Below are 13,183 nucleotides of genomic sequence, written 5' to 3' on the forward strand. Positions count from 1 at the left end.
ACTTAGCTAGTGCACAACGACTTATTTACCCGCCGGATAATCTGCAAATACCCCCACCGTTTCACCCTCCTTGTAGCTTAGGACTTGATAAGCATCCGCTGGCCGCCCTGCAACTTCCATCCCCGGCGAGCCAATCGGCATACGTGGCACGGTTAAACCAGAAATAGGCGGTTTTTCTAGCAATAAGCGTTTAATATCCCACGCAGGTACATGCCCTTCAATCGCATAGCCATCGACAAAAGCGGTATGGCAAGAACCCATACCTGCACCTAATTTTGCTTGCTCTTTATAGGGAAGCAGATTATCGACATCCTGTGCCTGCACTGAAAAACCATTTTCCTCCAAATGCTTGATCCATACTTTACAACAACCACAGCTGGCACTTTTATACACTTGCACCACAGGCAGAACCTGCGTAGCTTTAGCCGTGCTAAGTACTGGTTCTGACTGTGTTTCTGCCTTCAAGGAAATAGCGCTGAGGCTAACCCATCCACCGACCAAAGCTATCAGTGCTAACGTCCATTGCTTTTTCATCTTCAGTATCTCCGATTAATTCATTAAAGTGGCTGGCCCAACCATGCTCGACAGCACCGCCGTTAACAATAACACCGCTAAACCTAGCCCCAGTTCACGATAAATAGAGCGTTGTAAGGTTTGTGCTCTATATGGTTCAGTTAATTGCGGCACCAACTTCAATTTGTGATAAGCGGCCGATCCGAGCAAGCCCGCAACTAAAGCAATTTTTGCTAGTAATAATTGACCGTGGGCACTTGTGAATAAATGCTGCCAACTCCCTGTTAAGGCATAAGCCAAACCCAAGCCAGCTATTAATAAAATGGGCACTAACCAGCCTGCTATGATTCCAAAGCTCTGCATGAGTTGCTGTAAACGCACAGGCTCTAAACCTTGACAGCTTAGTGCTAAGGGCCACAAGCAGCCCATCCACCATAGGCCAATGACAAAATGAAAACTTAAAGCCCAATGTACCCAAGTGGCGTGTTCCACTGTATGCCCCGCGTGCAAACCCGCAAAACATAACAAGGTTAAAGCTAAAATAGAGGCTAACAAACCCTGCCAGCGCAGCGCTTGCCCTTGCTTCCAACTCCATCCTATCACCAGCAGCATCAACAAAAATCCCAGCACGCGAAACACGAATTGCCAACCTAAAGGGGAATCCCAAATCATGGCGATATAGTTACTATCGGCCAAGCCTACTAAACCTGCATCCGCAAATAAGCCCACCTGTAAGAAAAAATCCACAATGGCTAATACCAAACCAAGCACACTACTGTATACACCATAACGCCAACTAAACGGATTGAGTAGGCTAGCTTGGGCTTGTGTCAACATAAACACGCTGCCTGCCCCTGCTGCAATCGCCAAATACAACAGGTATTTATTTAAAACAATAGCGACCATCCAAGGAGACCCTTCGGCCATAGTCTGTTTGCTCCCTAAGAAATGTGCTGCCTGTTCTAGACAGCACAAAAGCTAATTAAAAACTAGGTGGTTTTAGTGTGGATGAGGCATTGCATCATGCGACTGCGGCATTGCCCCATTTGGGCCATGCACCATAAAGCCAAATTTTCCGCTCATTTTGTGCATGTCTGCTCCCATCATCACCCAAGCCACGGTATACATTTCTGGTTTGAGCATCGGCAATTTTTGAGTAAACGAGGTTTGCATATCCTTGGGTGCTTTGAAATCTAAAGCCACTTTAGCGCCTTTAGAATCGACCACGGTTAGCCCGACTAATTTAACTTTTGCTCCAAAGGTTAAGCTTAGCTCAGTTGGCGCTTTATCCAGCATCGCGTTATTTGCGGGAACAGATGATTTCAAGCTGGTATGTGCAAAAACGGAGCTGCTCACTAGTAAAAGTGTTGCTGCTAAGATTTTCATTAGTTTCATAATTATTCCTTACTATTAATTAAGAAGATTGATGTTAGAACCAAGCTTGAATGCCCAGTAAAAACTCGGTGTTTTGCGTTTTGTCGCCATGCTCCTTAGCCAAATCAGCGGTTTTACCCAGCTTTTTTGACCAATTCACTCCAATATACGGCGCAAATTCGCGTCTAAACTCATGACTCAGGCGCAGCCCCAGATTTAGATCAGAAACGCCTGATCCCACGCCTAACTCATGATCATCTTTGCCATAAAGAGTCATGGCGACTTCGGGGATCAATACTGTTTTCTGGGTCAGCATGACTTCTTTTTCTGCGGATAAATTTAAAGCTATTTGCCCAGATTTGCCCAAAAACAGAGTGGCATCCGTTTCAATAAAATAAGGAGCTGTGCCCTGTACCCCTAAGGCTGCCCACGTGCGTTTGGCAGGCTTAAAGTCATGACGTATACCTGCTTGGACATCCCAAAACGGGCTAATCGCACGGTTATACAAGACCTGTAATTGTGCTTCTTCCAATTCACCCTCGACCACTTCAATATCGGTTTTTAGCCATAGTTTGTCTATACTTTTGCCAAACCAAGCATCCGCTTCCAGTATCACTGGGTTACCATGATCCCCCTTACGGACTTCAAAGCGGTCAATCATGACTTTGCTTAACAAGGGATCATCGTTCATATCCATCGCTTGGTGATAAGGCATAGGGATATGGGTTTCGGCTGAGCCATCACTGACGGGAAGGCCAGAGTCCAGCGTACAGTGCCCCATTGCCGCGTGTTCGGGCAGACAGGTACTACTGCTTTTAGCAACCACAGGCACAGCCGTTTTTGGTGCATCCAGCGTGCAATGTCCCATCGCCGCATGTTCTGGCGTGCAAGTCGTGCTTACTTGAGCCATTGGTTTTGGCTCACTCACCGCTGATTTTTCCGCAGTAGCTGCTTTCTTTTTGGCTTTTTTAATCTTTTCTGGTTTGGAGTTTTCCTTAGGTGTATTGGCTTTCGGCTCATCCAATGTGCAATGTCCCATTGCCGCATGTTCTGCGGTACAAGCATTATTGGCTTTAGTCTCTGCCTCTGGTTTTGAATCGGGCTTGGATTCAGATTTAAGAGGTTTTGGAGTAACTTCAGGTTTAGCCGCTTCCATTTTCGGCGTAGCCATTGTGCAATGTCCCATCGCGGCATGCTCGGGCGTACAATTCGATTGCGCCTGTGCCAACGGTGCTAACAACACAGCGATTAAGCAGGTGGCTGAGAATAAATTGGGGTAAATTTTCATAATGATGCTCCTCAAGCTTAAGCCACAACCACGGTACGCATCATACCGTCCATGTGATACAACATATGGCAATGGAAAGCCCACTGCCCCATCGCATCGGCCGTGAGCAGATAGCTGATTTTCGCCCCCGGCTGCACCACCACCGTATGTTTACGCGGTAGATAATTTGGATCACCTGTTTCTAGTTCACTCCACATACCATGCATGTGCATCGGGTGATGCATCATGGTGTTATTGATAAAAGTAAAGCGCACCCGCTCACCAAATTTAAGCGCTATTGGTTTGGCTTCCATAAAGCTCACCCCATTAATCGACCACATATAACGACTCATATTGCCAGTTAAATGCAATTCAATTTCACGGCTCGGCGGACGTTTATCACGAGTAGGCGTGAGATTACGCAAATCAGCATAAGTTAAAACCCGCCGCCCATTATTGCGTAACCCTACTCCCGGATCATTCAGACGTACTTGCGGATTGGTGGCCATCATGTCGATATGTGGCCCCATTTTGACCTCAACACGCGGCTGGTAACTGCTGCCATGCCCCATCGCACGATGATCCATACCAGCCATATCCCCCATCTCTATCCCCCCCATGCCCATATCGGCATGACTCAACACGGGCATCGGATCAAGGGCTGGAATCGCGGCACGCTGCCCCGCTTGGCTAGTCAGAGTCGCACGTGCATAACCTGAGCGGTCAATCGCTTGGGCAAAAATGGTATAAGCCCCCGCTGGCGGTTGGACAATCACGTCATAGGTTTCCGCGACCCCAATCCGAAATTCATCAATCCCTGCCACCGGGCGGATATATTGCCCATCCGAACCAATGATCTGCATTTTCAAGCCCGGAATGCGTACATCGAAAAAGGTCATTGCCGAACCATTAATAAAGCGCAAACGTACCCGTTCACCGGGGCGGAATACCCCTTCCCAACCCTCTTTCGGGGTTTGCCCATTGGCTAAAAAGGTATACACCTTACCGGTGACATCGGAAATATCCCGGTCGCTCATGCGCATATCATTCCACATCTGGCGGTTTTTGAGGGTTTTGCCCAAGCCATCTTGCTGGGATTCACGGATAAAATCCCCCAAGGTACGCTCACGTGTATTGTAGTAATGACTGAGTTTTTTCAGTTTGGCGTAGATATGCTGGGGGCTAGCATCCGCCCAATCCGACAGCAAAATCACATAATCACGCTCAGCCTTCACCCTCTCGGCTTGGCGCGGTTCAATAATCAAAGCGCCATATAAACCAGATTGCTCTTGATGCCCCGAATGGCTGTGATACCAGTAAGTACCGTTTTGCTGAGCTTTAAATTTATAAACAAAGGTTTCACCGGGCTGAATCCCAGCAAAACTCAAACCGGGTACTCCATCCATATTTTCTGGCAAGATAATTCCATGCCAATGCAAAGATGAAGTGACTTTAAGCTGATTCGTGACGCGAATCGTGATCTCATCGCCTTCGCGCATGCGTAAGGTCGGCGCTGGTACTGAGCCATTAATGCCGATCCCCTGAAATGGTCGGCCCGTAAAATTAACCCGTACTTCCTCAATAGTGAGGTCAAAATTCGGCCCTTCTAATACCGGCAAATCGCTAGAAAGCGTATTGTTCAGCGCCGCTTGTAAAACACGCGGCGTCATTAAGCCTAAGCTGGCTAAAGCGCCATAAGTCGTTATACCTTGGACAAAACGGCGGCGTGCCAAATCGACAGGCTCACCCTGATTATCAATCAGTTTCATGATCAATCCTTTATTCATTTATTTTTGTAGATGCTGGATGACCCAAGGATAAGCTCAAGCCAAACCCGTTGGGTAGTCAGCAAACATCATCGGTTTATTAGATTTAGGCTGTGTAATTAGCCAAGGATTTAAGCAATTTGGGGAGGGCGGAAAAAGGCCGTGTTTAGCAGCGGGGTATAAAAATGAGCCTTATGCTCAACCAATAACGGAGGTGGCATAGTAAAATTAGGAAACTCAGCAGTGAGCAAAGCTCCCCCACAATGGGTAAAGCAATTGTCACAAGACCCACCCGACTGCATGCCGCAATCAGAATTCGTGGGCGCAGATACCGACTTAAGCGAATGGCAGTGCTCACCCATAGCCACTGGTTGAGAGACTGCTTTTACCTCTTCAATCTGCACTGGGTCTAGCCCCTTGCCTATTCCCGACCACATACCAGCCATCCCACTGCTATTCGCAAGGAAGCTGAAGATGAACAGAAAAATAACAAGGTAAGGTTTCATGCCCATTAGCATAGGCGCTTAAAGCAAGACTGTCAACGGGGAATTAAGAGGGTTTTGGCTACCAAAACGCAACGGCATGACTATACTTTAAGCTTGGGTTTCGCTATCTCTTGATCCAGAGTGGTCTCTCGTACCGCTAACTTTTAGAGGAAAGAATTATGTCTGATGTCACTCCTATCCGTGATCCCCTTACTGATACCTTGATTACCCCTGAAAATGCAGTAATCAGTTTTATTGACTACCAACCTGATCAATATGCAGGCGTCGGTTCGGTCAACCATGATGAACTATTAGCCCATGTGACCATTTTAGGGCAGGTCGCGACCAGTTTTCAGCTCCCCGTGGTACTGAGCACAGTCTTCGTGAAACATGGGATGGGTGGTACGAATACCGAATTACTTGCCGCCCTACCTGGCGTAGAAGAAATTGACCGCACCACCCTAAATTCGTGGGAAGATCCCGATTTTAAGCAAGCCGTGGAGCAAACCGGGCGCAAGAAACTGATCATTGCAGGCTTATGGACAGAAGTCTGTGTAGCCTTCCCGACCTTAGATGCTTTACGTGACGGTTATGAAGTGTATGTAGTGGTGGATGCGATTGGTGGAGTGAGCCAAGCCTCCCACGAAGCTGCTATCCAACGCATGATTCAAGCGGGAGCTAAGCCCATTTCAGTTTTATCCTTGGCTTGCGAACTACAACGCGACTGGGGACGTGCGGGTGCTGAGCGCTTACGGGCTATTTTGCGGGCTTATTTTGGGGCCATGCATGCCCTTAAATCGGCAAAGTGACGCGGATAAGTCACCTGCCTTAGTTAGGCTAATGGTTTAGGCAAGGCGACTTTAACCGCAACTTATCAAGCTTAGACTCAATCAGGACTAGCTGATTAGTATTTTCGCTTTTATACTCACGCTCAGTCTAATGACGCATTCGTCTAATAACGCATTTAATGACAGATTAAAGGTATTATTCTCCCCATGTTTAACTTCGCTGCTGGTCTAGTCAAGAAGTCTAAACGCCGCTCCCATAGCGGTTCGGGGTAGTTTGCGCTCTTAATTTTTAGACTCAATTACCAAACCTAGCCGCACTTATCTGCGGCTAGGTTTTTTTTTGCCTAGTGAAAAAGGAAACTAAAATGTTTAGTGGATCATACGTGGCGTTAATCACGCCGTTTCGAGCCGGTAGAGTGGATGAATCAGCGTTGCGAAATATGGTGAATTGGCAGATTGAGCAAGGCAGTCATGGCCTAGTCCCTATGGGTACAACCGGTGAATCCCCCACGGTTACCCGCGCTGAGCACGAACAAGTCATTCGTATTGTGCTTGAAGAAACCGCAGGACGTGTTCCCGTCATTGCGGGGGCTGGCTCAAATAATCCACTTGAATCCGTGCATTATGCACAAGTAGCAGAGGATTTAGGGGCCGCTGCGATTTTGTGTGTCGCAGGTTATTACAATCGCCCCTCGCAGGAGGGCTTATACCAGCATTTTCATTATCTACACGAACACAGCCATCTTCCGATTATTATTTACAATATTCCGCCCCGGGCAGTGGTCGATATTAAAGCCGAGACGATGGCGCGCCTAGCCCAATTGCCGCGTGTGCTAGGGGTGAAAGATGCCACTGGTGATTTAACGCGGATTTGCCAAGAGCGACAATTAATCCAATCGCCGTTTAGCTATCTCTCTGGCGATGATATGACCGCTTTGGCCTATAATGCTTCAGGTGGTCATGGGTGTATTTCTGTCACGGCCAATATTGCGCCTAAGCTGTGCGCACAATTCCAAACCGCCTGTTTGACAGGCGCTTATCGTGAAGCACTCACGATTCATGAAAAACTAGTCCCCTTGCATCAAGCCTTATTCCGTGAACCCAATCCCTCTGGCCCTAAGTATGCAGCCTCGCTGCTAGGTCTTTGCAGTGACGAAGTGCGATTACCGCTGATACCTTTAAGCCCAGCGACTCAAGCTGAAATTCGCCAATGTTTAGAACACTTAGAGCTGATTTAAGCTAACACGACCACTTAACAACTTAGCCAGTATCTAAGCTTGGGTACTGGCTGAATCTTAGTTCGGAGCTATCAAATCAGCAGCAATTCCCGCATCCGCTGATACTCCCGGGCTTGCGCGGCTAACCGGGCGGCCGCATTTCTTTCCCCGAAACCTTGATAACCTTGGCGCTGCACAATTTCAAAAAATAAACCATTGATATGGCGGGTATAAATATGAAAAAACTCACCCTGCTCATTGGCATCATAGAGAATATTATGGGCGCGCATTGACTCGACTAAAGCAGCATCCAGCAGAAACTCGGCTTGGACTTCTTCATAATAATTCGGGGAAATGGGCAAAATATGATGAGGATTGAGTTGTTTGGCGACTGCAAAAATATCTTCACATTGCAAAGCAATATGCTGCACCCCCGAGCCTGAAAGCCCCACACGAAAGCGCTCAGTCGAGGATTCACGGGAAAGTGAAGTATTAATCGGGAACTGTACACTATGCTCGGCATTTACCAACGAACGACTATGCACAATGCCATTACGGTCAATCAGATCGTATTCTGCATTGGCGGTTAAACCAAACAAGATTTGATAAAACTGAATCACCGCTAAGAATTCAGTCGAAGACACGGCTTGCGTAATATGATCAATACGGGTTAAACCAAAACCCAGCGGATTGAGTGATTCAGGTGGCAGAGGCACAAAATCAACTTCAAAAAAGCGCTCAGCTTGCGCTGTATCCACTAAATACAGTAAACCATCACCAACATTCCGAATAGCAGGTAAGGCCATTTCATCCGGTAAATGCGGTGATTGCACAAAATCACAACGGTATTCACGGCAATTCGCCAGCACTTGCTCAAGCTGGTTTGAGCCTAAACCCAAAGCGCAAACCGAGCTGCCGTGTCGGTCATAATAAGCATTGGCAAAACTATCTGCCTCCCGATTAATCAATAAATTAATCTGCCCTTGCCGATAGAGTCCTACCTCTTTACTACGATGCTGATGCGTTTTGCGAAAACCTAAGGCGAGTAAAAGCTGCTCTAGCCAATTGGCTTCGCCGCCTTGGCTGGCTAATTCAACAAACTCAAGGCTTGATAATAAAGACGGTGCTGGATTAGGCTCAGCCGCAGTTTGCTTAATGAGCCATTGCAAAGAGCGATAACCATTACGCGCAATCTGATAGGGATTACTCGCTCGAAATTCTTCACACGGCACTTTTTGTGAAACTAGACCCGCAAAACCTAAAGCGCGTAACTGCTTAAATAAAGCAGGGAGCGGCAAGATCCCCTGCCCTGCATAGCAACGAAAATGTTTATCTAATTGCTGAATGTCCATCGTTAATTCTGGTGAATCCGCCAATTGCACGATGAATATACGCTCGACTAAAGCAGCGCTCAGACTAGTCAGCTCAGTTTTTAAGGCGAAAAAGCTAAAACTATCCAAAACCAAACCTAAGTTCGGACGCTGTGCTAACTGCACTAGCTCAAAAGCTTGCTGAAGGGTTTTAATCTGGGCAGCCCACGGCAAAGGCTCATAGGCAATGCGGAGTTGGAATTGAGCCGCCCCATCCGCAAGCTCCGCTAAATCCGCCGCTAAGACCTGCCAATCTGCAGCGGCTTGCGGTGAAGTTGAGCTAGTGACCACGAGCGTAGTAATCCCTAACTCTTGCATCAGTTGAAACTTGCGTTGTGCACGCTCGAAGGCTTTGCTGCGTAAGGCCGGAGGCAAGCCCTCAAAATCCGTAAAGGGTTGCAAGGTAAACAGCTGCAACCCTAGTTGTTGGGCTAAACTTTGTAGCTCACTTGCCGATTTATCCGAATACAATAAATCCTTTTCAAACAACTCTACCCCCGCAAAGCCAGCTTTGGCAGCGGCCTGTAATTTCTCTTGAAGATCACCGGCGAGCGTAGAAGTAGTCAGTGCAAGCTGCATCGTTTAAACCTGAGTGGGGTCAATAGTTACATCCTTAGCGGAACGACCCAAAACTCGTGTTTTCAGTTTCACCCATAATTTAGTTTGGCTAAACAATAAAAACACGATGGTTAAGAACAAGAATAGGGACAGTGGGCTCATGAAAATCCCAGTAAATAACCCCACTACACTTTCTTGCTCAGAAATAATCGCCCGCCGCCAATTATCATCAATCAAGCGCGATAAGATTAAGCCTAAAATCACCGGCCCTAACTGATAACCATACGTTTTCATAAAATAACCGATAATCCCAAACCCTAACATCCACCACACATCAGTGACGGAATTATTAATCGCATAGCAACCGACAATGCTCAGCAGCAAAATCACGGGTAATAAAACGGTTTTCGGCCATTCCACAATCTTAGTAAAAATCTTAATCCCCGTCATGCCAAAGATGAACATGAAAATTGTCGCTAAGGTCAAGGTACCGACCGTGAACCAAAAGATTTCAGGGCGTTCGATCATCAATAACGGGCCTGGATTCAAACCATGCACAAACATAGCCCCCACAATCACCGCCGTGACAGCATCCCCCGGAATCCCCAAGGTCAACATCGGGATATATGCGCCACCGACAGCTGCATTATTGGCTGCCTCAGGAGCGACGATCCCTTCTTTTGCCCCTTCGCCAAAAGGAACTTCAGGATTTTTCGTCGAGCGCTTAGCATGGTCATAAGCCATTAAAGCAGCAATATCGCCCCCTGTGCCGGGTAAAGCGCCAATGAAAGTGCCTAAAGCTGAGCAGCGTAAACCCAAAGGTAAATGTTTTTTCACGTCTTGCCACGAGGGAACAATGCGTGTTAAACGCTGCTTAATAGCTGGCATACTCAGATAATGCATTTGATCCAGCGCTTCCGATACCCCAAACATCCCAATCATAATCGCAATCGCAGAGATACCCGTCATCAGATCCGTGTAACCAAAGGTAAAGCGCTCTTCAGCCGTCAAAGGGTCTAAACCCACTGAACCGAGCAAAATACCAAGCGCCCCGGCAAACACTCCTTTCGCCATACTGCCACCGGATAAAGACCCGACCAATAGCAAACCCATGACTGCTAATAATAAGTAATCACGGGGCTGGAAGCGCAGGGCAAACTCACTCACAAACGGGGCCGCAATCGCTAAGATCAGAATCCCGAAAAAACCACCAAGAGTAGAAATGGTTGTGGATAAACCAATGGCCTCCCCGGCCAAGCCTTTTTTCGCTAAAGGGTAACCATCTAAAGCCGTAGCAATGGCCGAAGGCGCACCCGGAATATTCAGCAGAATCGCCGTGCGCGAACCACCATACACCCCACCCATATAAATACCTGCCATCAGGGCTAAGGCATTATTCACTTCCCAACTAAAGGTGAAGGAAATCAAAATCGACACGGCCATCGTCACTGATAGCCCCGGAATCGCACCGATATAAATACCTGCAAAAGTACCTATCGCTGTCAGAAACAACAGTTGCGGTTGCGTCCATGTCATCAAAAAATATTGTAAAGTTTCTGGCATGATTATTTCGCTCCTGCAAAGAAGTTCTTAACACTAGCGATAATATCGCGCTCAGGAATAATGCCTTCTGGCAAAATCACTTGGAAAATCAAGCGGAATAACACATAGATAACGAACACACATAATAAAGCAATCAAAGCAGCAGACAGTGGGCTTCGTTTTTGCAAAAACCAAATAGAGACCCACAAAAACGCCAGCCCCGTCAGCACGAAACCCAGTTGTTGCAAAACTACGGCGAACAGAATAATCAGCCCACACATGACCGCAATCGTAAACGGTAGGATTTGGGTGAAGAAGGCTTTCGCCCCACCTTCAGCCTTAGGACGTGCAAACTCTTTAACCACAATAATGCAAGTCGTAATCACCATAATCGCGCTGGCTGCCATCGGAATCGCCCCCGGCGAGCTTAAAGCAGAAAAACCGGCAATTTTGTAAGCTTGATAGAACAGAAAAATACTGCCAAGCAGTAAGAGAATATTGAAGCCCGTTTCACCGGGTTTTCTTGGGGTTGCATCCATATCTAAGCCTCCTCATAGCAGACTGGACAGAGTACTCGGCTCAAGGCGAGTGATCGGAACTAGCTTGCTCCCTTATCTAAAACAGACAAGGGAGCGCTAGGGAGGAGAATTAAGGTTTTGGGATACCGAACTCTTCTGGCGATTTTTTCGCAATGCCTGCATCAAAAACTAACCAAGACGTCACCGACTGCCAGCGCTTGAGAAAGTCATCGGCTTCTTTGCCGGCAATATTCAATTGGATAAAACCACGATCTGCCAATAGTTTCTTGAAGGCTTCATCTTGACTGCCTTGGTTATAGGCATCAACCAGCTTAGCAGTGACATCTTCTGGAGTATCTTTCTTCGCGAAGACACCAAAGAAAGGCCCCCAAGGCAAATATTTTTCATACACTGGATAATCAGCAGTAATCGGCTTAGCATCTGGGAGTAAGGCATGAGCTTCTTTATCTACCACGCCTAAGACCTTCATCCGCCCTGCTTTGACATGTTCTAAGGTTGCACCTAAGACTGCTGGCATCACATCAATCGCCCCACCTTGCAAGGCGGTTAAAGCCGGACCATCACCATCATAAGGAATGGCAGTCAGCTCCATTTTATTTTCAGTGTTGATCATCGCCAGCACCACTGAAGTTAAACCGCCAGGGCCTGTTGAGCCGGTTTTTACTTCTTTTGGATGCGCTTGAGCATAGTCAATGAATTCTTTAATCGTGTTATAAGGTGCATCTTTACGTGCCACAATCACTGGAACACCACGAGCTAAGACATTGATCGGTGTGAAATTGCTGTAGTCCATGTCTGCTAAGCCCATGACTTTATACAGTTGAGGGTTTTCAGCATTCATCAATAAGGTATAGCCATCCGCTGCTTGCGAATCCACAAACTTCGTGGCAATCACCCCAACTCCGCCTGTTTTATTGGAAAGGACGATAGTACCGCCTAAGATCTTTTCCACATGCGGCGCGACTGAACGTGCGACTGTATCAGTACTACCACCTGCGCCCCAAGCAATAATGCCATTAATATCTTTTTCAGGATAAGCTGCCACTGCGAATGTGCTGACACTAGTCAATGCCGCTAAACTTAAGGCTAATAAGGTTCTCTTCATGGTTTTAACTCCTCCAAAACCTAATGATCAAATGAAACAATCTATCAAGGGTTCAATCGTTTATTACGCTTTTATGCAATGCCCTACTAAAACTTGCTCTCTTTTAAGTCCCAGCAGGTCGTTGAATTATCGTCATTATCGTATGAACCGCTTGGTACAATTTGCACGTTTACTTGCAGAATTACAATACTTATTGCAGCTTTTCTATTCATTATCAGTGGCTGTCATACCTCTGCCAGCATAAAATCCACCAAAATCTCAGCTTCAGCATTAAACATATCCGCCCCGACCATCGTCTTACAGCCTAAGCGGCGAGCATAAGCCACCAGCGGTGACACCATCCCCCACCCACTGACCTGCAGCGGTCTTGCGGATAATATTCACTGAGCCGACAAAGGCCGCACGCTCGGAGACTTGATCACAATGCGTCAGACAACTGACCTTATGCGGAATCGTCACCACCATGCCACGAACATTTTGTATGCTGCGTAAGACCGCTACCGTAGCATCCAAATCGGCCGGTTTAACTTGCAGCGGCGGCACCAGCGCATTCACCCCCCGCCGTGCCAAAATTTCGCTTAAAAACTGTGGCGAGCGGACTTGAGCAATCGGGTCGCCAATGATAGGAAAGAGCTGAGTTTCGCCATTGAGTTGCATAC

At 47.2% G+C, this 13,183-nt stretch carries 13 protein-coding genes; 2 read left to right on the top strand and 11 right to left on the bottom strand.

The features are described 5' to 3' along the window. Positions 1 to 21: 21 nt before the first annotated feature. The 6 genes from B5D50_RS04250 to B5D50_RS04275 all read right to left on the bottom strand — a co-directional run bounded on the left by B5D50_RS04250 (position 22) and on the right by B5D50_RS04275 (position 5,426). Positions 22 to 534, bottom strand: a complete 513-nt coding sequence (locus B5D50_RS04250; protein WP_078921344.1) for a DUF411 domain-containing protein — start codon at positions 532 to 534, stop codon at positions 22 to 24. Between the two features lie 15 nt (positions 535 to 549). Further along, complete coding sequence (locus B5D50_RS04255; protein WP_078921345.1) at positions 550 to 1,440, bottom strand: copper resistance D family protein; 891 nt, start codon at positions 1,438 to 1,440, stop codon at positions 550 to 552. A gap of 72 nt (positions 1,441 to 1,512) precedes the next feature. After that, entirely contained in the window at positions 1,513 to 1,908 is a 396-nt protein-coding gene (locus B5D50_RS04260; protein ID WP_078921346.1) for a copper resistance CopC family protein, read from the bottom strand. A 34-nt stretch (positions 1,909 to 1,942) separates the two neighbouring features. Continuing rightward, positions 1,943 to 3,175, bottom strand: coding sequence for a copper resistance protein B (locus tag B5D50_RS20455; RefSeq protein WP_200807027.1), 1,233 nt, complete (start codon positions 3,173 to 3,175; stop codon positions 1,943 to 1,945). Positions 3,176 to 3,192: 17 nt separating this feature from the next. Beyond that, positions 3,193 to 4,923 (bottom strand): copper resistance system multicopper oxidase, encoded by a 1,731-nt coding sequence (locus B5D50_RS04270; RefSeq protein ID WP_078921347.1) that lies wholly within the window; start codon positions 4,921 to 4,923, stop codon positions 3,193 to 3,195. Between the two features lie 128 nt (positions 4,924 to 5,051). After that, a complete protein-coding gene (locus tag B5D50_RS04275; protein WP_143594246.1) occupies positions 5,052 to 5,426 on the bottom strand; it encodes a hypothetical protein in 375 nt (124 codons plus the stop codon). 158 nt (positions 5,427 to 5,584) lie between these two features. On the opposite strand from B5D50_RS04275, the gene B5D50_RS04280 reads away from it, so the two are divergent. Together B5D50_RS04280 and dapA are read left to right on the top strand one after the other, a co-directional pair. Further along, positions 5,585 to 6,214: a hydrolase gene (locus B5D50_RS04280; RefSeq protein WP_078921349.1), complete on the top strand. Its 630-nt coding sequence runs from the start codon at positions 5,585 to 5,587 to the stop codon at positions 6,212 to 6,214. Positions 6,215 to 6,558: 344 nt separating this feature from the next. Continuing rightward, positions 6,559 to 7,431, top strand: a complete 873-nt coding sequence (gene dapA / locus B5D50_RS04285; protein WP_078921350.1) for a 4-hydroxy-tetrahydrodipicolinate synthase — start codon at positions 6,559 to 6,561, stop codon at positions 7,429 to 7,431. Between the two features lie 71 nt (positions 7,432 to 7,502). Here the strand turns inward: dapA and B5D50_RS04290 are convergent, their stop codons facing one another. The 5 genes from B5D50_RS04290 to B5D50_RS04310 form a co-directional block, all read right to left on the bottom strand. Further along, positions 7,503 to 9,359 carry a bifunctional sugar phosphate isomerase/epimerase/4-hydroxyphenylpyruvate dioxygenase family protein gene (locus B5D50_RS04290; protein WP_078921351.1) on the bottom strand — a complete coding sequence of 619 codons (1,857 nt, stop codon included), beginning with the start codon at positions 9,357 to 9,359 and terminating at the stop codon, positions 7,503 to 7,505. 3 nt (positions 9,360 to 9,362) lie between these two features. Further along, complete coding sequence (locus B5D50_RS04295; RefSeq protein ID WP_078921352.1) at positions 9,363 to 10,901, bottom strand: tripartite tricarboxylate transporter permease; 1,539 nt, start codon at positions 10,899 to 10,901, stop codon at positions 9,363 to 9,365. 2 nt (positions 10,902 to 10,903) lie between these two features. Further along, on the bottom strand, positions 10,904 to 11,419 hold the full coding sequence (locus B5D50_RS04300) for a tripartite tricarboxylate transporter TctB family protein (RefSeq protein ID WP_078921353.1): 516 nt from the start codon (positions 11,417 to 11,419) through the stop codon (positions 10,904 to 10,906). A gap of 109 nt (positions 11,420 to 11,528) precedes the next feature. Beyond that, on the bottom strand, positions 11,529 to 12,524 hold the full coding sequence (locus B5D50_RS04305; protein WP_078921354.1) for a tripartite tricarboxylate transporter substrate binding protein: 996 nt from the start codon (positions 12,522 to 12,524) through the stop codon (positions 11,529 to 11,531). A gap of 297 nt (positions 12,525 to 12,821) precedes the next feature. After that, positions 12,822 to 13,181, bottom strand: coding sequence for a shikimate dehydrogenase family protein (locus tag B5D50_RS04310; RefSeq protein ID WP_078921355.1), 360 nt, complete (start codon positions 13,179 to 13,181; stop codon positions 12,822 to 12,824). Positions 13,182 to 13,183 lie beyond the last annotated feature (2 nt).

The organism is Thiothrix eikelboomii, from assembly GCF_900167255.1.
GTDB lineage: Bacteria > Pseudomonadota > Gammaproteobacteria > Thiotrichales > Thiotrichaceae > Thiolinea > Thiolinea eikelboomii.